Annotated in this window: 12 protein-coding genes; 4 read left to right on the forward strand and 8 right to left on the reverse strand. The window is 58.6% G+C overall.

The window, feature by feature from the left end; genetic code table 11:
- Nucleotides 1-15: 15 nt before the first annotated feature.
- Nucleotides 16-1,824, reverse strand: coding sequence for a lipid A export permease/ATP-binding protein MsbA (gene msbA / locus V6L81_RS01110; protein WP_095000924.1), 1,809 nt, complete (start codon nucleotides 1,822-1,824; stop codon nucleotides 16-18).
- Nucleotides 1,825-1,981: 157 nt separating this feature from the next.
- On the opposite strand from msbA, the gene V6L81_RS01115 reads away from it, so the two are divergent.
- Together V6L81_RS01115 and V6L81_RS01120 are read left to right on the forward strand one after the other, a co-directional pair.
- On the forward strand, nucleotides 1,982-3,847 hold the full coding sequence (locus V6L81_RS01115; RefSeq protein WP_138738627.1) for a bifunctional O-antigen ligase/aminoglycoside phosphotransferase family protein: 1,866 nt from the start codon (nucleotides 1,982-1,984) through the stop codon (nucleotides 3,845-3,847).
- 2 nt (nucleotides 3,848-3,849) lie between these two features.
- Nucleotides 3,850-5,058, forward strand: coding sequence for an acyltransferase (locus V6L81_RS01120; RefSeq protein ID WP_232527670.1), 1,209 nt, complete (start codon nucleotides 3,850-3,852; stop codon nucleotides 5,056-5,058).
- Between the two features lie 14 nt (nucleotides 5,059-5,072).
- Here V6L81_RS01120 and V6L81_RS01125 read toward each other — a convergent pair whose 3' ends face one another.
- The 7 genes from V6L81_RS01125 to V6L81_RS01155 all read right to left on the reverse strand — a co-directional run bounded on the left by V6L81_RS01125 (nucleotide 5,073) and on the right by V6L81_RS01155 (nucleotide 13,357).
- Nucleotides 5,073-5,957: a glycosyltransferase gene (locus V6L81_RS01125; RefSeq protein ID WP_095000921.1), complete on the reverse strand. Its 885-nt coding sequence runs from the start codon at nucleotides 5,955-5,957 to the stop codon at nucleotides 5,073-5,075.
- On the reverse strand, nucleotides 5,954-7,105 hold the full coding sequence (locus V6L81_RS01130; protein WP_338660423.1) for a glycosyltransferase family 4 protein: 1,152 nt from the start codon (nucleotides 7,103-7,105) through the stop codon (nucleotides 5,954-5,956). Before V6L81_RS01130 ends, V6L81_RS01125 begins: the two co-directional genes overlap by 4 nt.
- Complete coding sequence (locus V6L81_RS01135; RefSeq protein WP_170943714.1) at nucleotides 7,102-7,986, reverse strand: DUF6625 family protein; 885 nt, start codon at nucleotides 7,984-7,986, stop codon at nucleotides 7,102-7,104. Before V6L81_RS01135 ends, V6L81_RS01130 begins: the two co-directional genes overlap by 4 nt.
- 63 nt (nucleotides 7,987-8,049) lie before the next feature.
- Nucleotides 8,050-9,468: a PIG-L family deacetylase gene (locus V6L81_RS01140; RefSeq protein ID WP_338660424.1), complete on the reverse strand. Its 1,419-nt coding sequence runs from the start codon at nucleotides 9,466-9,468 to the stop codon at nucleotides 8,050-8,052.
- 121 nt (nucleotides 9,469-9,589) lie between these two features.
- Nucleotides 9,590-10,486 (reverse strand): antimicrobial resistance protein Mig-14, encoded by an 897-nt coding sequence (locus tag V6L81_RS01145; RefSeq protein ID WP_095020182.1) that lies wholly within the window; start codon nucleotides 10,484-10,486, stop codon nucleotides 9,590-9,592.
- Nucleotides 10,486-11,616 carry a glycosyltransferase gene (locus V6L81_RS01150; RefSeq protein WP_095000916.1) on the reverse strand — a complete coding sequence of 377 codons (1,131 nt, stop codon included), beginning with the start codon at nucleotides 11,614-11,616 and terminating at the stop codon, nucleotides 10,486-10,488. Before V6L81_RS01150 ends, V6L81_RS01145 begins: the two co-directional genes overlap by 1 nt.
- Entirely contained in the window at nucleotides 11,600-13,357 is a 1,758-nt protein-coding gene (locus tag V6L81_RS01155) for a carbamoyltransferase (RefSeq protein ID WP_338660425.1), read from the reverse strand. Before V6L81_RS01155 ends, V6L81_RS01150 begins: the two co-directional genes overlap by 17 nt.
- A 259-nt stretch (nucleotides 13,358-13,616) precedes the next feature.
- On the opposite strand from V6L81_RS01155, the gene V6L81_RS01160 reads away from it, so the two are divergent.
- Nucleotides 13,617-17,903: a membrane-targeted effector domain-containing toxin gene (locus V6L81_RS01160; protein ID WP_338660426.1), complete on the forward strand. Its 4,287-nt coding sequence runs from the start codon at nucleotides 13,617-13,619 to the stop codon at nucleotides 17,901-17,903.
- Between the two features lie 162 nt (nucleotides 17,904-18,065).
- On the forward strand, nucleotides 18,066-20,144 hold the full coding sequence (locus V6L81_RS01165) for a TonB-dependent receptor (protein WP_338660427.1): 2,079 nt from the start codon (nucleotides 18,066-18,068) through the stop codon (nucleotides 20,142-20,144).
- Nucleotides 20,145-20,203 lie beyond the last annotated feature (59 nt).

Raw genomic sequence — 20,203 nt, forward strand, 5'->3', positions numbered from 1 at the left:
GTATCAGTATAGGCCTCAGGCGATATCGCCGGAGACCTCAGGCGCATCAAGCCCCATCGAGTGCAAGCGTGCGTAGTAACCGTTTTGCGCCATCAGCTCGGCATGGGTACCGCGCTCGACAATCTGGCCCTGATCCATCACCAGAATCAGATCGGCTTTCTCGATGGTGGTCAGCCGGTGAGCGATCACCAGCGTGGTGCGACCTTTCATGACGTGGTCGAGTGCCGCCTGGATATGGCGCTCGGACTCGGTATCCAGCGCCGAGGTGGCCTCATCCAGGATCAGCAGCGGTGCGTTTTTGAGTAACGCCCGGGCAATTGCCAGACGCTGACGCTGACCGCCGGAAAGCAGCACGCCGTTCTCACCGACCTGGGTGTCCAGGCCTTGTGGCAATTGCTCGATAAAGTCCATCGCGTAAGCATCACGCGCGGCTTTTTCGATGTCGGCACGCGGGGCACCCGCCAGGTCACCGTAGGCAATATTGTTGGCCACGGTATCGCTGAACAGGGTCACATGCTGGGTTACCTGGGCAATATGACGGCGCAGGTTGAGCAGACGGTAATCTTCGATTTCAACACCATCGAGCAGAATTTCGCCCGCTGTGTGGTGATAGAAACGCGGAATCAGGTTCGCCAATGTCGACTTGCCACTGCCGGAACGCCCCACCAATGCCACCATTTGCCCCGGTTCGGCCGAAAAGCTCACGTCCCTGAGCACCTGACGGTCGGTGTCCGGGTAGGTGAAGCTCAGATTGCGCACTTCCAGACGGCCAGTGACGTGGTCGCGCTCAACAGTGCCGGTATCGACCTCCGGTTTCTCATCCAGCTGTTCAAAGATGCTTTCGGCACCCGCTACACCCTTCTGGATCGTCGAGCTGACTTCAGACAGCTGACGAATCGGCTTGGGTAACAGGCCGGCCAGGGTGATGTAGGCGATCATGTCGCCAGGCGACGAGTCACCACGAAGGTAAAGCACCAGGAACATCAGGATGCCCATAGCTACATAGATGACCAGTTGCAGCATCGGGGTATAGATAGCCCCGGTGCGGGTCATGCGCAGTTGCTTGTCGGTGTTGCTCTGGCTCGCCTGCAGGAAGCGCTTGCGCTCATACGCCTCACCGCCAAAGCTGCGCACAACGCGGTAGCCCTGGATGGTTTCCGAGGCAACGTGGGTTACGTCACCCATCGCAACCTGAATCTTCTTGCTTTGCTTGCGGAATTTTTTGCTGGCTGTGCTCACCATGACCGCAATCAGTGGCAAGATCGCGACCATAACCAGCGTCAGGCGCCAGTTCATCCACAGCAACGAGCCAAACAGGAACACGACTGTCATGCCTTCACGGATCACCACCTTGATCGCATCGGTGGCAGCACCGGTGACCATGGTCACGTTGAAGGTAATACGGGAGATCAGATGGCCCGAGTTGTGCTTGTCGAAATAGCGGTTGGGCAAGACCAGCAGGTTGTTGAACAGCTGAACCCGCAAGTCGTGTACCAGGCCCAGGGAGACCTTGGCCAGGAAGTAGTTGCCCAGGAAGGACCCCAGGCCCTGCCATGCGGCGATCAACACAATCAGGATCGGCACGACCTGCAACAGGCGCAGATCACGCAAATAGGGAACGGAAGGAAACAGCACTGCGTCCGGATTGGACAGGCCATCGACGAAATACTTGAGGATGTAACCAAGCATTGGCTGGGTCGAAGCGAAAATAAGAAACCCGACGATACTCAGCAGGAACAGGCCGACATAAGGCCGGACATAGCTGAGCAGGCGCAGATATATCTTCAAGCTCGATTCGCTTGTGCTGGGGCTGGATTCGGTCATATCACGCGGCGGTTAGTAAAAAAGGAAGCTGACTTTATCACAGCTTCTCTGGTGTACTGACTGCCGCTTGTAGCCCGGCCTCGTGGGGCAGTAAAAACGACACTACAGGGCCAGTGCGCTAGTATGGCCGTCCAAAATCTGGAACGAACCTTTCAGCATGCAATTGAGCTACTTAAATTATTCAAAACAACGGGTGTTTGATTTCATTTGCCTATGGCTGCTGCCTGTCGGCCTTTTATTACTTTTATCCGACCTTTATTTTCTGCCTGGACGAAGCCTGCATCACAAACTGTATTACGGGCTGTTCAGCATTCCGACCCTGATTGCCCTTGTCTTGCGGCCCAAAGAACTCCGGGACATCTTGCGTGAACCGTTGATCGCAGGCTTCCTGCTGTTTGCTGCCTGGGCCATGGTCAGCCTGATCTGGAGCAACACCGAGGAGAGCATTCTCGGCCTGTTCAAACCCCCGCTGCACCTGTTCATGCTGTTCGCGGGCGGTACATTGCTGGTCAAATACCGCAGTGACAGCCTGCAGCCGGTCATTTTTGGTGCCGCAGTCATTGCCCTGGTCGCGACCCTGTACAACCTGTACATGTTCTACCCCAACCATGATCCGCAACTGCGGATGATCGGAGCCGGTGCGTTCGACAATCCGCTGCTCAGCTCCCACGCATTCGGGTTCTTTTGCATCTACTGGCTAACCCTGGGCATGACCTGCAAGCGCCCGCCAGCCCTGTTTGTGGCCATTCCCGCCTTTGTCATCATGTTCGTCGCGCTGATCGCCACCGGTTCCAGAACTCCACTGGTGGCCATCGTGATGGCTATGGTCTGGCTCAGCTTCATCTGCTGGAACCGGCGCTCGCTGGCCCTAATAAGTATGCTGGCCATCGGCAGCGTGGTGGTGGCGGCACTGTTCTGGGACATGCTCGTCGGCCGTGGCAGCTCGTTCCGCTTTGAACTGTGGCAAATGGCGCTGGACTTGATCGCGCAAAACCCGTGGATCGGCCATGGCTATGACGCGCACTTGTCCCTGACGCTGTCCGAGCACCCCGAGTACCCCCTGAGCGAGCCCCATAATTTTTTCCTGGGGGTACTTTTCTACGTCGGTTTGCTCGGCCTGCTGCCCTGGTTGTTCATGCAGGCCTGGGGCCTGTACAGCAGCTGGCGTCACCGCGTGCAGCCGTTGTTCATCCTGGCCTCCGCCTGGCTGGTATACGGTATCGGTGCCGGCCTGACCGAGGGTGGAGGGATCATCTCGCGCCCCAAGGAACACTGGTATCTGCTGTGGATCCCGCTGGCCCTGATCGCCGCACTGAATATCGGCCTGCGCCTCAAGACCCTGCGCGACAGGCCGGTTCACCGCCTGTCCGATGCCGCCTTCAATACCCTTGCCAGCCATGCCCAGGTGATTGAAGAAGATGGCTTGGGCCCCAAGGTGCTGCGCCTGCAAAACGGCAACTTCCTCAAGTTGTTCCGCGCACGCCGCTGCTATACCTCGGGCAGCTTCAACCCTTATTCGGAACGTTTTGCCGTCAACAGTGAGCGCTTGCAGGCGATGGGCATTCCCGCGCCGAAAATCCTCGACCTGTTTCAGTTGCGCAATGGCAGCACTGCCGTGCTGTACCAACCACTGCCCGGCCAGACCCTGCGCCAGGTCATGCAGTCGATGGGTTCGCCGGCCATGCGCCAGGCCCTGGTCGAGCGCTTCGGCAAGTTCCTGGCGATCCTGCATGACAAGGGCGTTTACTTCCGCTCACTGCACTTGGGCAATGTGTTGTTGATGGACGATGGCGAGTTCGCCCTGATCGATATCGCCGACATGCATCTTTATCCTTCGGCACTGCGCATAGCCCTGCGCCAGCGCAACTTGCGGCATATGCAACGCTACCCCGAAGACCGTCGCTGGCTGTTCGAAGAGCAACTGCCCGAACTGCTGCAAGGTTATGCCACCCTGGCTCCCGCCCCTGCCGTTACAAGCCTGCGCAACCAGGTTATGGCACTTGCTCAAACCAACGCACCTTGAGCCTGGACAGCAGTAACCCCTTGTGGGCGGTGCTGGCCTATGGCCTGGCGATCATGACGTCAGCATTGCTGCTGCGGTGGTCGCCGACCATCCAGCGCAATCTGGAGCACTCAGCTCAAGGCCGCTATAGCAGTGTTGATGGCTTGCGCGGCTATTTGGCCTTTGGTGTGTTCATTCACCATACCGCCATTACCTGGGTGTTCCTGCATACCGGGGCATTTGAAATGCCCTCGACCCGGTTCTACGCCCAGATCGGCCTGGCCAGCGTGGCCTTGTTTTTCATGATCACGGCCTTTCTGTTCTGGGGGCGTTTGCTCGAGAAAGGCCGTGAATACGACTGGCTGGCCTTCGCCGTGTCCCGGGTTTTCCGCCTGTACCCGCTATATTTGCCGCTGATGCTGCTGGTGATTGTCAGCGTGTTCTACATCCAGGACTGGACACTCAAGGACACCCCGCTGGAGATTGCCGGCCAGATACTGGCCTGGCTGTTTTTTGATCGCCCGGACATCAATCAATTCCCGCAAACCGGCGGGCTGATTGCCAACGTCACCTGGACCCTGAGCTACGAAGTGTTCTTCTATATGGCGTTGCCGCTGTTCGGGATGGTGTTTCTGTACCGCAGCGACTGGCGACAGACTGCACTGTGCCTGATCGCCATCTATGCGCTGTATCAGGTGGTAGGTTGGGAGCACTCGCTGAAAAAGCACATTCTGATGAGCTTTCTCGGTGGCGTGGCCGCGGCGTACTGGGTACGCACGCCCAGGCTGCTGGCCTGGAGCCGGACGCCCGTTGCAGGGGTCATTGCATTGGTTGTGCTGATGGCCGTGCTGACCCTGTTCCGCAAGAGCTTTGCGTTCTTCCCGCTGCTGTTGCTTACCCTGGCGTTCTCGATCATCGCCTCCGGGCATACGCTGTTTGGCGCATTGGCCAAGCGCAGCATTCGCTGGATGGGTGAAATCAGCTACAGCACCTACCTGTTACACGGCTTCCTGATCTGGCTGATGTTGCAACGCCTGCCACTGGGGCTGCCACTGGATACCAGAGAGCCGCTGGTGTTCCTGCTGCTGGCGGCCCTGAGCAGCTGCCTGCTGATTGTGCTCAGCAGCCTGAGCTTCCTCTACATCGAGAAGCCGGGCATGGCCGCAGGCAAAAGGGTTGTGCGCCGACTGCGCCGGCGTACCCGGACAACCTCACAGGTCGAGCCGGAATAACCCCTCGCACGCCGTCAGTCTTTTTCCAGGGGTGAGAAATACAGCCGCCCCAGCCCACGCCAGGTTTTGCCCGTCCAGCGCTTGAACGGAATCTGCGCCAACAGCTCGCGAGCCAGGGCACGATTGCGGTTGGCCGTTTTCAGGAACATGGAATTGAGGAACTTGTAGCGCACCTCGTCGTACAGCGGGTGATCGCTGAACTGGGCATAAATGCGCAGAATGCTGTCGATCATGAACCGGTGGTTCTTGTACGAGTTGGTCGCGTGCTTGCGATAGCGCGCCATCACCACGTTCAGGCCGTCGATAAAGTACCCTGCATGGGTAATCTTCAGCTCGATATACAAGTCTTCCAGGCGAATGCTCGGGTCAAACCCCCCTACCTTGTCCAGTGCTTCACGGCGGATCATCAGGGTCGGCGCAGGCGGATACGGTTTGCGCTCCAGGAACATGTCATCGAAGTCCAGGCGCCGGAACGGTACATCACGGCGCTGGCGTTTTTCCGGGAACAGGTTGCCATTGGCATCGATCAACTCGATATTGCCCGCGCAAATACCTACTTCCGGCTTGCCATCCATGTAGGCAACCTGCACCGCGATACGGTCCGGCATCATGATGTCATCGGAACCGAAGGGCACGATCAGGCTGCCCTTGGCCCGGGCAATCGCACCATTGAGGGTATTGGTCAGGCCCTGGTTCTGTTGCACTCGAAAGTCGAAACCATGTACCGCCTGCAAACGCTGGATACGCTCCACGCTGTCATCAGGCGAGCCGTCATCGATCACCAGCAATTCGATATTGGGATAAGTCTGATCCAGAACGCTCTGGATGCTTTGTTCTATGTAGGGCCCGTGGTTGTAGGAGGCGATGATCACCGTCACCAGGGGTTGCAAGTCAGTCATGGGTGTTCCTTACGGGCCTGGCGCAGGCCCGAGTCGATCAGGTCCAGATACTCCTGGCGGAATACCTCAATGTCGTGGTTTTGCTGCAAGTAGCGGAACGCCTGCTCGCCCTTGGCTCGCAAAGCGTCGTCCGACAGGGCCAGGTACTCGTCCAGCGCTGCGGTGAGCGTTGCCACGTCGCTGGGCTTCACCGCCAGGCCACCCGCCCCTTCAATCAGCGGCAGCATGGCCGGCACATTGCTGGCGATCACCGGCAAGTGCCCACTCATGCCTTCGAGCAGCGCCAGCCCCAGGCCTTCGGCCAGTGAAGGCATGGTCCAGATATCAAAAGCACGCACGTACTGCAGGGCGTTCTCCTGGAAGCCCAACAAATGCGCACGACCATCGAGCCCCAGTTGCCCGATCTGCTCGCGCAAACGCGACTCCTCGCGGCCGGCACCAATAATGGCCAATTGCGCGTTCGGGTATTTGTCTTTCAATGCCGCGAAGGCTTGCAGCAAAAAGCGGTGGCCCTTGATAGGCACCAGACGTCCCAGCGCGCCGATCATCCGCGCATCCTGATCGAGGCCGAGCTTTTCACGCGCCTGCTGGCGTGGCAGCTGCAGGGCTTCGGCCTGCTCGATATCGATGGCGTTGGTGATCGCGTAAGTATTGGCGACGGTGAAACCGCACTGGCAGTCCAGCAGGTACTGTTTGACCGCAGGCGACACGCCGACAAAGCGCCAGTGCTTGTCGATCAGGCGCTTGGCCTGGCTGCGCCGGTAAAAACGGTCGTACTCGCCAAACCCGTGGGAAATACCCACGCACAGCGGGATTTTCAGCCAGCGGTTGAGCTGCAGCATCATGTTCACCGGCTTGAAGCGGTTGCAGATCACCACATCAAACTGCTCTTTGCGGCAGAACTTGTACAACGCCCACATGGCGCGCAACCGCATGCCCTTGAGCGACTTGTCGCTGAACTCGAAATACACCGAGTGGTCGGCCTTGCTCACTGGCTCGCCCGGCCCCGGGCGCCCACGCAAAAAGGCCGCCGTGATCTCGTAATGCTCACGGGGCAATGCGCGTACGATCTGCTCGGCGAGGTCGGCAAAGTCATGGGACTTGACGTTGTAGTCGGGCTGCAATTGCAAAACCTTGGAACGCTTCATAACTCTCCCCGGTGAAATCCGGTGGCATCAATAACCCAGGCAGGCTCTGCCGCCAGACGCTGGATTGCAACTGGATCGGGAGCAGGCAGCTTGGCCCACTCGTTACGCTTCCAACACACGAAGTGAAAGTAAGGAAAGGTGTGATCGCCGTCACGATCGTTTTTCAATATGCCGTTTTTCCAGAACCACTTGCCCGGGAAATTTTCCGTGCCGTCATGCCACTTAATGCAGCCGCCGGGGGTACTGAAGGCCTCGGTAAACTCACTGGTGCGACGCAGCGGGTTGAACTTGCCCACCAGCTCGAACAGCGGTTTGGGCAGGTTCTTGCGCCACAGGAAGATCCGGCTGAAGGCACCTTCATCCAGCGCATGATGCTGATTGTCAGTAAAGCGCTGCTGCCAGTCCTTTATCCGCATGAACAGCTCGCGCTTGCATGACGTATTGCGCATCAGGCACAAATGCCCCGCGACCCGGCGTTCGTGGGTTGAAAACAGGTCATAGCGGGCCAGCCGCTCGGCGGTGAAATAACTGCGCAGGTCTCCGTACACCAGATCAATATCGCCGAAGGCCCAGAAATCATAGCCCTGCAGACGATCTTCGTGGATATAGCCCAACGCCGGCTTGATATCGCACAGTTTATAAGCCTCTTTGGGTGCGAAATTGATCTTCAGGCGCTCAGAAACCTTACGGCAATAGTCGGTAAAGCTGATCGATTCAACGGTCACATTGGCCGGCAGATTTTCAGGTACCCCACAGTCGCTGAAAAATAGCCAGTTAATATCGGGATTGTGCCGACAGCTTTCTAGGAAAAACGGCATCCAGAACGGCCAGCGGCCGAAGTACGGGATCACAAATAAAATACGCGGTGATGGTTTTATCACAGGGAACTCAATGTAAAGGTCGAGATTAGGGTCAATGCTATGACCGCTTTTTATATGTGCTTATTATTTTAGTTGCCAAAACAGCTCATGACGCCTGACGGCCTTGCGGAAAAACTCATTCTCGCCATAAGGCGATGGCTTTCTGCCTGCCAGGAGTTGCTGTATCGATCGTCTAATCCTGCGCTTGAGCGCAGCCCGTGGCTGCAGGTCATGCATCATCCCCAGCGCCATGGCCTTGTCGCGTTGCTGTGCAAGGCTCAACGGCAGGCTGCAAGGGCGCAGGCTGAGCGTGGCATCGAACACCGGCGGCAAGGCAATGCCGTCACCGCTGTTACCCATCGGCCAGCGATCGTTGTCATGCAGGTGGTTGGCGTAGCCGAGCACCGTGGTCGGCTGCCACTCCAGGCCTTCAAGGGCCTCGATGACAGCGTCATGGGCACAGATATGGTCCGGGTGCGGGTCGATTGACGGGTGCGGAAGCACGATCACTTCAGGGCGCGCGCGCAGAATCAATGCACGCAAGTCGGCCAGCAGGTTATGCCAGGTCGGCGCGCCGTCCTGATCGGCGGGCAACGGGAACAGGTTGAATTGGCGGAATACGCGAATGTCGCTCAAATCGGCCTCGCGCGAGGCCATCGGCTGATCGGGAGCGCCCTGCATGGCGGGCAATTGCAGGCAAAAATAACCCAATTGCGCGCAATGGGCTTCAGGCACCCCGGCCCAGCGCGGTACGACCATGCTGTCCCAGGCGCGCAAACGGCCCTTGAGGCGGGCGGCCTCTGCCCGTGGCAGGCCCATTTGCTGATAATGCCCGGCTTCGATTTCGCCAGCGGTCAGGGTCACGATCCAGGCTTCTTTGGCCTGGCTGTACAGGCCAAACGCGGCCAGCTCAGCATCATCGGCGTGGGGTGCGACAACCATGATCCGCTGCTGGCGATAATCGGGTTGACGGAAAATCCGCAGTTCAGGTTGGCCCAAAACGCGGCAGTAGCGCCCGCGCACACGCAACTGCCCCGCGACCAGCGCCTGCGCACAACCACTCACGTTCAGGTAGCGCTGGCCATTCACGCCACGCTCGAAAGTTTGCCGGTCCGCCGACTCGCCACCCGACAGTTGCACATACGGGTCAACAAAGCGTCCCAGCCAGCCACTTTTAACCTTGACCTCCAGGATCAGGGTTTCATCTCCTGCCAGTTGCAGCGGGTGCTCCGCTACCAGCTTGTCGCCCTCAAGGCGCACCGCCGGCTGCTCGCTGCCGGCCGGGAAGCTGTACTGGTAATCGTCCTTGGGCGAATAGAACAGATGATCGGCAAACCATGCTTCATGGGCCACCCAGCCCAGCACCGCCAACACCGGCGGCAACCACCAGGCCAGCAACACGCCACTGGCAATCAGCACCAGCAGGCCGATCAGCAGGCCAATACGCTTGTTGCGCCGATGACGCTTGAGAAGTTGCTGTTTGCGCGAGGCGGGTTGGCTCATGGCTAGGCTCTTGTGATTGATCTCTCGTGGGAGCGAACCTGTTCGCGATGCAGGCACTGCGGGATGTTAAAAAACGCAGTGATACCATCGCGAGCAAGTCCGCACCTACAAGATTTGTGTTTCAGACTTTGAACACGGGCACCGGGTTGCACCAACGCTCTTTGTATTCACGGTCGGCGCGGCCGAACGAGAAGCGCAAAGGCTTGTTGAGACTGCGGGCCTGCTCCCAGGCAGATTGGGTATTGATAAAACTCAACACGCTGCCAGGGCTGAATTCACGGGTCTGAGGGTCAACACCGCCATTGACGTACTCGACACTGATCCACTCGGGCGACTCAGCGCGGTACACCAATTGAATCGCTATCGGCGCATCGTTGAGGAAAATCACCGAGCCGATCAACAGCTCGCGCAACAGTTCGATGACCTCGGCCATCCGCTCGGCCCCTGTGGCAACAAAGCCCCAGCGGCGCAAAAACAGATCGCAATAAATGCTTGCCAGCTCAACGCTGGAAAACTCCGAAACCGGGCGCACTACCCCACCCGCCTCCTCCAGCAAACGCAGTTCGCGGCGCTGGTTGTAGCGGAATTTTTTCGACAGTTCTTCCGGCGTGCGAGCCATCGCCAACTGCTCGGCTTGCGGCAGCAGATTGCTGAAACGGCCCTCATTGAGCTGCGACAGGTAGCGTGCTCGATGACGCAAAGGCGCCGCTGCATCCGCAGCTGCGGGCAGGATCAGCTCGGCGTTGCCCAGATCGAACAGACCTTTTTTGCCATGACGCTTGAGCACATCCTTGGACAAGGCCAGATCGCGCCCCCAGGTCGGGATCGCCGCCTTCAGCTTGCCGTCCTGCTCCCAGGCAAGATAACGCACAGGAATACCGGCCAACTGCGCCAGACGTTCAACGACCATCGGGTGGGTAGCGACGCTGCCGCCAAAACGCTGCCAGGCATCGGCATAAGTGCCGGAATCCACAACGCTCCAGCCGCGCTCACGCCAGCCTTGAAATCGATTGAGCATCAGGACTCCGCAATCAGGTCGGTGACTTGCGCCAAGTGCCAGAAGGTATTGCGCACCGCCCGATCACTAAAACGTTCGTGCAAACGCTCAAGCATCAGTTCGGCGCAAGCCATGCGCTGCTCATCATCGAGTTGAGCCAGGTGCTGCAGGCCCTGGGCCAGATGCTCGGCATCGCCCAGCGGGAACAAAATCCCCACGCCCTCGACCACTTCTTTGGCACCGCCACAGGCCGTTGCCAGCAACGGCACACCGGCAGCCATAGCCTCAAGCAGCACCATGCCAAACGGTTCGTGATCAGAGCTCAACGCAAACACGTCAAAGGCCCTGAAATAGCGGCGTGCATCAGGCACCTGGCCCAAAAACAGCACCTGATCGCCGATCCCCAGCTCATTGCTCAGCTCTTTGAGATCCTCCTCCAGACGCCCCTTGCCCATAATGACCAGTTGGCTGTCAGTCGGCAGATTGGGCAACGCCAGGGCAAAACCGCGAATCAGCGTGGCCTGGTCCTTGTCCGGATGCAGGCGACCGACGTTGCCGACAATAAAGCCATCCACCGACAGCCCCAACGCTTCGCGCGCCGGGGTGCCAGACAATTGCCCGGCCTGGACCGCATCGATATCGATACGGTTATAGAGCGTGTTGATACGCCCGGCTGGCCACTTGGGCAGGCACTTGCGCATGTCGTCACGCACCGCGTCGGAAACACCGAGCAGGCTCAGGCGCTTGCGAAACAGGTGGGCAAACAGCTTGCGGCTGCGACGCTGATAATCGCCAAACGCATGATGCACGCCGATCACCGGCAAGCCGGTGGCCAACAAGGCGATATAAATCGGCTTGAAGCGGTGGGCGATGCAAAAACTGAAATTGCGCGAGGCTGCGATCTTGCGCAGCCTGGCGATGGCACCCAGCTTCAGGCCACGAATGGCCCTGGAGCTGAATTCCATAAAGATCACTTCATCAGACGCACAGCCTGCTGCCACTTCAGGGTCGGTTGCCCCGGTCAGGAAGACCGTGGTGACCTTGTACCCGGTACCGGCAAACAGGCTCGCGTACTGGCGCGCACAGTCCAGGAACGGCCCGTCATAGCCGTGGCAGAACTGCAGCACATGACGCTCAGTCGAGCGATTCATAAGTCTCAGCGCCGTCTTTAACCACCAGGATGTCTTCCATGATCAGGTACTGCAGATCGGAACCGAAGAACATGTTCAGCGCGTCAGTCGGCGAGCAAACCATAGGCTCGCCACGACGGTTAAGCGAAGTGTTCAGCGAAACGCCGTTACCGGTCAGCACTTCCAGCGCCTTCATCATGTCGTAATAACGCGGGTTGTATTCGCGCTTGAGCACCTGGGCGCGGGAAGTGCCATCTTCATGGACAACCTCCGGCACGCGGGTTTTCCACTCTTCAGCCACTTCGAAAGTGAAGGTCATGAAGGGTGCCGGGTGATCGACCTTGATCATCTGCGGGCCTACGGTGTCGAGCATCGACGGGCAGAAAGGCCTCCAGCGCTCGCGGAACTTGATCTGTTCGTTGATGCGGTCTGCCACGCCTTCGCTGCTCGGGCAACCGATGATCGAGCGACCGCCCAATGCACGCGGACCGAACTCCATGCGCCCCTGGAACCACGCTACCGGGTTGCCATCGACCATGATCTTGGCGATGCGCTCCGGGGTGTTTTCGATGCGGCGGTAGGCAGGTTTGCCAGGGTGACGGGCACAGGCCGCGATCACGTCTTCGTTGCTGTACGCAGGGCCGAGGTAGACGTGTTCCATCTTCTCGACCGGCACGCCGCGAGCGTGGGATACATACGCCGCTGCACCGACTGCGGTACCGGCATCACCGGACGCAGGCTGTACGAACAGTTCTTTGACTTCCGGGCGAGCAATGATTTTCTGGTTCAGCTTCACGTTCAACGCGCAGCCGCCCGCAAAGGCAATCTTGCCGGTTTCCTTGAGGATATCGCCCAGGTAGTAGTCGATCATCTGCAGCGACAGTTTTTCAAACAGCGCCTGCATGCTGGCCGCGTAGTGGATGTACGGCTCGTCGGCGATATCGCCTTCGCGCTTGGGCCCCAGCCACTCGATCAGTTTTGGCGAGAAGTAGAAGCCCTTTCCGTTCTCTTTGTAGCGACGCAGACCGATCACGTTGGCGTATTCGGTGTTGATCACCAGTTCGCCGTTTTCGAACGAGGCCAGACGCGAGAAGTCGTACTTGCTGGCGTCGCCGTACGGCGCCATGCCCATGACCTTGAATTCGCCATCGAGCATCTCGAAACCGAGGAACTCGGTGATTGCACCGTACAGGCCACCCAGGGAGTCCGGGTCGAAGAACTCCTTGATCTTGGTGATCTTGCCGTTTTCGCCGTAGCCGAAGAAGGTCGTGGCGTACTCGCCCTTGCCATCGATGCCCAGGATCGCGGTTTTCTCTTTGAAACCCGAGCAGTGGTAGGCGCTGGATGCGTGAGCCTGGTGGTGCTCGACCGGTTCGATCTTGATTTTCTTCGGGTCGAAGCCCAGTTGCTCAAGACAGAACACGATCTTGTTGCGGTAGCGCTTGTAGCGCCGGTTGCCCATCAGGATCGCGTCAAGGGCGCGGTCCGGGGCGTACCAGTAGCGCTTGGCGTAGTGCCAGCGAGCCTTGCCGAACAAGCTGATCGGAGCGAACGGGATCGCCACCACGTCAACGTCGGAAGGTTTGATACCCGCTTGTTCAAGACAGAATTTTGCGGACTCGTAGGGCATGCGGTTCTTTGCATGCTTATCGCGTACGAAGCGCTCTTCTTCAGCCGCCGCTACCAGCTTGCCGTCGATATAGAGGGCTGCGGAGGGATCATGGCTAAGGGCGCCGGACAGGCCAAGAATCGTCAATGCCACTGGATTAGCCTCTTTTGAATGCAGGCAGGCGGCGGGCGCCTGAAAAAATGATGCGTTCCTCGCAGTTCGAGAAACAGCTAAAGAGCGGGATTATAGCGTAAAGACGCCCGCAGTGACCCTGCACGATTTGCCACGCCCTATTGCGCGCCCTCATCTGCAAAAAAATCGCCGGGCCACATATATGTAGCCCTAACACCCGAACGTTTTGGGATTTCCTGTGGATACACCGACGTACGCGTCAATAGACAGGAACGACCCCATGCCCAGTGCACTCGCTAACCTCAAAGACGCAGAGCGCGAACTGCTCGTGCTGCGCAATGCCTTGCCCAACCTTGATCTGTCGCTGGATCACTGCCTGCGGGTATTTTTTCCGCGGTTGCCCGCTGACACCTGCACCGACTTTCTTTTCATCAATGAAGAGATCGCAGCCCAGCCTGGCCAAAACCCCACTATCACCAGCCAGTCGGTGACTGCCCTGATAGACCAGTGCTACCTGACCGGCCAGATCCCGACCTTCGTACAGGGTGCCACCCGCGTCTACAACTACGCCTATAGCCTTGACGAGGAGGATCGAACGGCCGGGGTATCCGCCCCTGAACTCGAAAAATACCTTGAGTTTGTCGTCCGCTCCCCGCAGTTGTGTGTGAGGGATGCCCTTAACGACTTCTGGCGCACACCCCACAAGGACCTCAATGGGCAAGCGCCCAAAGACTGGCTGTCGCAATTTGCCCACAGGCTGATCCGCGCAGAAGCCTCCGTGCGCCACGAGGACAGCACCTTCAGCCCCACCGCCCTGGACATGATCAATCAGGTACTCCCTGATGCCAGCCCATCTCCCGCGCCAAAAACGCCCGGCCCCTACGGCTTTTACACGCTGGCACTCAGCAGTCGTCTCATGCAAAGGACTGCAGTGCTGCACGGCGCCTTCGTGATTACCACGAAACACCTGCCCCTGATCTCAGCCAGCGTGCAGGACAAGCGCACTGCCCTGGATCCCACCCCGCGGCCTTCAGTGCTTTACCTGCCGAACACTGGCCTGGAAGTGTTCGATTCACTCGCCGCCCTCAGCCAGGAACTGACGACCCGGCTCAACGATCCTTACCAGCGTGAAACACTGCTCACGTGCGTACTCACCGAAGATCGGGAGCGCGCCCTGGCCCATGAGCAAGTCGACTACAGCCCGGTTGCAGACAGCGCCATAGCTACCGTCTTCAGCGATCAATTGATCAACAAACAAAAAAGCGACATGCACCATGCCTGGTCGGTGGCACGCAATCTCAAGCAAGACACATCCCTCGATCAGCTATCCGACTGCGTCGACCAATCCCTGGCTGCAAGCCTGCCCCTCAATCCCGCCAACATACTGCGCGGGCGCTATACCCGATTGCTGGAAAGCCAATTGCCCGACTGGTTGAAGACTGCTTCAGACAGCCAAAAAACCCAGTGGCGGCTTGCCGTTGAGCGCCTTAATCACGAGCGCCTGGCGGCAGAATCCGACGACGCCCAACCCCTCAGCGAAATCGGCCGCAAACATACACTGCTGGGTTATGCCCGCCTTCAGTTACAGCAACAGATCAAAAAAGACCACGGCATAGACGTCGACCCGGACGAGATCTTCATCTCGACCACTGAAGCCCTGCGCACCGGCCCCTTGATCAACCCTGTCAGTGGTTCCGGGTTTCCTGCAGGCATGAGCCTGGGCAGAACCGGGCCGATCATCAGTTACCACACCACACGCCGTAGCCTGAGTGAGATGGCGCTGTCCAATGTCGGTATCTGGGACGTCACTTTCGCCCTCACTGCACAAGTCAAGGATGGAGCGGGCCAGAAACATGCCGTGCTGACCAGCAGCTATCTGAAAACGCTGGTGCGCCAGCTGGATATTGGCGAGCGCTACAAAAAAAATCTCAAGGAGCTACTGGTCAACTCCAGCCAGGCCCAATGGCGCAAGGAGCGCTATGTCGCTTTTAAGCAGGCACAACTGAACCTGGACTTGCTTGAAGCCACGCTGGCGGGTGCGCTGACCACCCAACAGGTGTCATGGGTCAGGGCTGCGCTTGAGCAGCCCGTAGAGAGCAACCGTGCACAAATCAACGGTGAGCAGGTCAAAGTCCATCTGCTGATGTTGCGCTATAAACCACTACCGGGTTTGCTGGTGTTCAGCGCCACCGGCTCCGGGCAACTGCTGTGCTACACCCCCGGCGGGCCTGAGAGCCGCTGGTTCCTGGTTGCCAACTCACGCAACGAGCTGGGCCAGATCCTGTCACGGCCTATTTGGCGAGCCTATGTGATGCGCCACGTGACACCGGCGCAACAGCCGTATATCAAGCCGCTGCTGGAGCGGGGACTGAGCGAGGCCAATCTGCAACTGCAGGGCATCAGCCATGACCTGCTCGAAGCGTCCTACGACACCGAGGCCTTGCACGCCATCCGCGATGCTGACGAGCAGTCGACTTCTACCTGGGAAAGCAACGTAAACACTGCCAAAGAGGCCGTACTGACGGCAATCGACATCCTGTCTTTCGCATTGCCCACCCGAGTGCTGCTGCCCATCGTACTGGCGCGATTTATCGCTCAGATCATCAGAGGCCTTGATGCCCTGCAGCGCGACGAAAAACACGAAGCTCTGCTGCACTTTATGGAGTCCATCACCTACCTGACTGACGGCGCCTCGGACTTTACCGGCTCAGCCGTATTCGGCAATTCGATACGTCAACGCGCAAAACAGCCCGTACCCTCGTTGAGTCCTGCAGCTGCCAGCCATTATCCCGGTGCCAGGCTCAGGCTGCGCACGGGGGATGAATACGGTGCAGGTGTGTATGAAGCGCCCACTGCCAATGGTCAGACCGCCTGCTACACCAAAAACACAAACGGCAGGTTCTATCGCAGCCAGTACGACAACCTGGACAACACCTGGCGCGCACTGGATGAGCGCAAACCCAACGCACCGTACAGCATCCCCTTGCGTGAACTCTCGGCCGGGCAATGGGATGTCGATCCAACAACCCCTTTGCTCAAACAAAAGCCCGGCATTGAAAGGGTAATCGACAACGCGCGCGTCAGAGGCGTCGATCTCAGCCGTTACACCCCTGACGAGCAGGGCATCTATCGCATAGACAACATGCGATATATCAAGCAGGACAGCGACGTGTTCGAAGTCTACAGCGGCTGGCTGGGCCGCAACTGGTACTTGCAACCGCAATCGAGTTCAAGCGCTGGCGCAAGCGCCAGCTTCAAGGTCCGGCGCACCGCAGGCCGCTGGCAAATCAAGCACAGGCTGGCGGACAACAGCAAACGCTGGGTGCCTCTGACGGGGCATCTCACCGAGTTGACTGGCGATGTACCCCACCTCAAATACAGTGACTACGACATGCCCGCCGAGTACCAGGAAGCACTTCGGGACATCACCGAGAACCATCGTTCAGTACTCGATGGCATCACTGACTTTATGGATTTTGCGTCCGAGCGCAGCCTTGCCCACCGGGCATTCAAGGAGCTGCGGATCAAGCTGCTCGCGGATGCCAAGGCCTACTTCCTGACAAAACCTGCAAAACCCCGGGCCACCCGCCCGCAATTACCTGGCAACGTGCAGGAACAAGCGTTGATCAACCACCTGTTCGAGCAGTCAGATGGCATCGTGTGGGGTGAAACCCACTCTCACCAATCGAGTAAAAAGATCCTGATCGACAACATGGCCGAGTTTGCCAGACACGACGTAAAGGTCCTCTACATGGAGCACCTGCAAAGCGACCTGCACCAAAGCCTTCTGGATGACTACTTCCAAAGCGGAAAAATGCCGCTCAGGTTGAACAAATACCTTGAGGATCAGGATTTTGGTCATCAGATCAACCCCTCCAGCCGCCATACCTTCAGCCAACTGGTGCGCGAGGCCAGACGGCATGGCATCAGGGTTATCGCGGTTGACTGCTCGGCCAGTTACTACCCGAAAAGCACACCGAGCGAAACGCCCTGGCTAAACCGTTATGAAATGTTCAGCTACTTTGCCTCCCGTACGATTCGCGCTCATCAGGCCCAAAACCCAGGAGGCAAATGGATAGCCCTGACGGGCAACTCACATGCCAACACCTTTGAGGGCATATCGGGGCTGGCCGAACTTGAAGGGGCGATATCCGTGCGAGTATCGGATTCAGCCCCGGGCACCAGCCGCGGCTTGCGTCAGGACATCGGTGAAATCATCCCCGCGGATAACAAACATGCTAACTACCGCTTTTTGAAAAACGATTACTGGCTGCAAATCGACATTCCAGGCACAAAGCCCCATTTACCAGCCCTCTCCCCATCGCAAACCAATAACAGGCTACCGGCTCCGGGGTTCTTCCGCCTGGACAGCGCATCCCCTCAAGGCGCCCAGTTGATACATCGCTCAAATAACCACGAAATTGTGCATACCCCTTTGAGAACCGACGCCAATGGTCAGATTTTTATCGAACGTGAAAGCTGGCCAACCATCCACCAAAAACGCTACGACACCCTCAAAGACCTGATCCATGGCTTACAAGACATCAACATGACCCAAGTGCAATAACCCCGCGCCCGACGCTCATCACGTTCAAGACAGGGACGGCTCAGCGCGTCCTTGTCACTTGTTTTGCTGGATATCCGCACCTCAGCCGCTAAACTGCGCGCCCTCTGCTAGCCTCCCCCCGTCGCCCTGGACGGGTCGCGTCACACGGAACCCGATTTGCCCATGAAATATTTCACACCTGCTCACCTTGCCCTGTTACTGCCAGGCCTGTGCCTGGCACCTGTCGTCTGCGCCGAAACCCTGGAGCTGGATCCCAGTGTCATCACCGGCTCGCGCAGCGCCAGCCCGAGTTTTGACCTGCCGTACTCGGTGGACAGTATCAATCAGGAGCAAATCCAGGATGGCCAACTGGGCATCAATGCATCCGAGGTGCTGTCCCGTGTACCGGGGCTGGTGGTGCAAAACCGTCAGAACTATGCCCAGGACCTGCAAATATCTTCCCGTGGCTTTGGTGCCCGCTCGGCGTTTGGGGTGCGCGGCATCAAGCTGATTGCCGACGGCATACCGGCCAGCACCCCCGACGGCCAGGGCCAGGCTGCAACCTTCAACCTCGATACCGCCGAGCGCATTGAAGTGCTGCGCGGCCCGGCGGCAACCCTGTATGGCAGTAACGCCGGTGGCGTGATTCAAATGTTCTCCCGCGACGGCGAGGGCCCGCCGCGCATTGGCGCCGAGACTCTGGTCGGCAGCGACGGCATGAGCAAGAACCACCTGACCGCCGAGGGCGCCACCGACGACGTCGGCTTTGTGCTTGATGCCTCACGCATGGACACCGACGGCTACCGCGACCACAGCGCCGCACGCCGGGACCAGACCTTCGCCAAGCTCAACCTCAAGCCCGACGAAGACAGCAAGCTGGCGCTGATCTACAGCAGCCTTGAGCAAAACGGCACACAGGATCCGCTGGGCCAAAGCTGGGAAGCCTACAAGGCCGACCCGCGCTCGGTAACGCCCAATGCCATTACCTACAACACCCGTAAGAGCATCGACCATCAGCAACTGGGCCTGAACTACGAGCGCTATATCGGTGACGCTACCCTGCAGGTCAATGCCTATACCGGTACGCGCAGCGTTATTCAGTATCTGGCGATTCCGCCCACAGCAGCCAGCAATAAACAGGGCGGCGGTGTCGTGCAATTCGATCGCAAGTTCTACGGCGGCAGCCTGCGCTGGATGCAACCGGTCTACGGTGTACCGGGCGATCTGACCCTGATTGGCGGCCTGGACTTCGATCAGAGCCAGGACAGCCGCCACGGTTATCAAAACTTTATCGGCAGTGAGCTGGGGGTCAAAGGCGCACTGGTGCGTGATGAGGTAGATACCGCCCGCAGTCTCGACCCGTATGTACAGGCCAACTGGGCGTTGGACAACTGGACGGTACAGGCCGGCTTGCGCTACAGCACCATGGAGATGGACGTCGATGATCAATTTTTGAGCAACGGCGACGCCAGTGGCACCAAGCGTTACGAAAAGGCCACGCCATCCGTCAGCGTGATGTATGCCTTTACCCCCGAGCTGCATGGTTATATCAGTGCAGGCAAAGGCTTTGAAACGCCGACTCAGGCCGAACTGGCATACTCGCCCAGCGGCCAGGGCTTCAATTTCGGCCTCAAACCTTCCGAGAGCACCCAATATGAAATGGGCCTCAAGGCGCAGCTCAACAATACGCGGATCAATGCGGCCATATTCCAGATCACCACAGAAGATGAACTGGTGGTGCTGAGTAATACCGGTGGCCGTACGACCTACCAGAACGCCGGCCGCACCTTGCGCCGGGGCTTTGAACTGGGTGTAGAGAGCCAGCTCGCAGAACACTGGACCTCAACCCTCGCTTACACTCGCCTGCAAGCCACCTACGACAGCGACTTCGCCAGCACCAGCGGTACCGTAGACAAAGGCAACTACCTGCCGGGCGTACCGCAGACCACGCTGTTTGCCGAGGTGAACTGGAAGCCGGCCGACTGGGTCAGTACGGCTATTGAAGGCATGTACCGCAGCAAGGTATATGTGGAAGACACCAACACCGCCAAGGCAGCACCTGCTTATACCGTATTCAACTGGCGGGCGAAGTTTGAACAGAAGATCGAGCACTGGACCTTCCACCAGTCCTTGCGTCTGGACAACCTGCTGGACCGTCAGTATGTGGGTTCGGTGATTGTCGGCGACTCCAACAGCCGCTACTACGAAGCTGCGCCGGGCCGCTCGTGGTATGCCGGAGCCGGGGCGCAGTACAGCTTCTGACAGCACGGGCACGCCCCTGTGGGAGCGGGCTTGCTCGCGAAGAGCATTCGCGAGCAGGC

This window comes from Pseudomonas bubulae (genome assembly GCF_037023725.1).
Taxonomy (GTDB): Bacteria; Pseudomonadota; Gammaproteobacteria; order Pseudomonadales; family Pseudomonadaceae; genus Aquipseudomonas; species Aquipseudomonas bubulae.